General features: G+C 38.0%; 2 protein-coding genes. Both read right to left on the minus strand.

Annotation, left to right across the window (positions count from 1 at the left end):
• Nucleotides 1–185 precede the first annotated feature (185 nt).
• Nucleotides 186–635 (minus strand): hypothetical protein, encoded by a 450-nt coding sequence (locus BM088_RS26865; protein WP_143085174.1) that lies wholly within the window; start codon nucleotides 633–635, stop codon nucleotides 186–188.
• A 442-nt stretch (nucleotides 636–1,077) separates the two neighbouring features.
• On the minus strand, nucleotides 1,078–1,416 hold the full coding sequence (locus tag BM088_RS26870; protein ID WP_091992010.1) for a hypothetical protein: 339 nt from the start codon (nucleotides 1,414–1,416) through the stop codon (nucleotides 1,078–1,080).
• Nucleotides 1,417–1,526 lie beyond the last annotated feature (110 nt).

The raw sequence follows: 1,526 nt of genomic DNA on the forward strand, positions 1-1,526 counted from the left end.
ACGTTATTTATATAAAAAGCTACGAGTCCAATTGGTGCTAATGCAAGAATCAATGTCACAAGTTTAAATATTAACATTGATACTCCATGGACAGTTAACGCCGCCAACAACCGTGTAGCAAGCTGGCTCTTATTTTTGCTCCGCAAAAAATGGGACAGCTTGCGGAATCCGATTGATTGGCTTTGTTAGTTGCTTAACGCTCTAATTTTAGCCAACGATTTTAGGTAATATTCTTTATTATTTGATTCTGAAATAGCGAAAGAAGTATATTCCCCCTCATATTTGCTAATAAAGAAAATGGCCTTATCTTTAAGCTCGACTATTCCATTCCAACAGATTCCACTCTTTACGTTTCTAGGTGGTTTACGTCGGCCTTTAAATTTCTCAATTGATAATAAAGATAATATTTCTGGTTCGTATCCAGTGGAAATAATCTCTTCATTTTCTCCACTTTCCTCATTTTCTATTTCAAATTTTTTATTATTTTCAAACCCTATCAATTCAATACCTGTCACCCAAGCGGTTACAACGTAGGTGGAGTTTTCAAACCTTTCTTCTATCGATTGTGCCCTGTAACGACAGGCATTGGAATAGCTAGAATAAAGCCCTACCACAATAAATAAAATAGTTATCAAATATTTCATCCTCACCTCAGTTTACCAGTGCTTATATTGCAACTAACGCCCGCAACACCGGACGGATTTGAGATGGCTGCGCTTTTGCGGCCCTTTTGCAAAAACGAAGACAGCTTAAATGCGGTCCGAGTGATTGCGTTTGTTAAGGCTAGCTGCAGACATCAATTTCTTTGATAAATATATACTCACACTCACCTTCAATACACTTTTCAATTGCACCATATCGAGTGCTACATGCTTCACTAGTTTCATGTATCACAGAATATTCGCACACATTCAGGCAACAGGTGTCATTTTGAATATAAATGTCTTCTGAGCAAAACTGCTTAGCCCTTAACGCCCTGTTAATGGGCAAAATATAGTTGGCTAAGATTAAGCGACGAAGGAGCAAAAGCCAACTGTATTTTGTCCTTGTTAAACAGCTTGTTAGCTGTGCACAACACTATCCACAGAGAACATTTGCTTCAACGAACGGCTTTTGAACAGGGTTTCTATGCGCTACAACAGAATCTGATTTACCGTAATTTTGAATCTCGAACTTACCTGAACAAAGATCACCAGCTCTACGTAATAGATGATTCTTCAATTCACTGTGACTACTACCACCTATTCCAATATATTTTACCCGCCACAAATTGGCTTTCAATTTTTCATCAATGTAGCCAAAATCGTGTCCACTCGAAAACTCGACGAAATTATCTAGGGTAGCTTTTCTATAAGGCAGTTCGGATAGAGAACATGATGTTGCTAAAAAAGCCATCAAGATTATTAAATTACGCATGAACTCCCTGTACTGCTAACAGCTTGTATGGATAATACAGCCATCTTAATTATTAATTATTACCGAGTTCGGGTAAAGTGAGACCCAAGCTTTGGCTGCAACCAAAGCCT

The sequence above is a fragment of the Pseudoalteromonas denitrificans DSM 6059 genome (genome assembly GCF_900112265.1).
Lineage (GTDB): Bacteria > Pseudomonadota > Gammaproteobacteria > Enterobacterales > Alteromonadaceae > Pseudoalteromonas > Pseudoalteromonas denitrificans.

What these genes read in the sequence shown, in the direction of transcription:
- BM088_RS26870 (WP_091992010.1), bottom strand. Translation starts at nt 1,416, where the DNA reads ATGCGTAATTTAATAATCTTGATGGCTTTTTTAGCAACATCATGTTCT.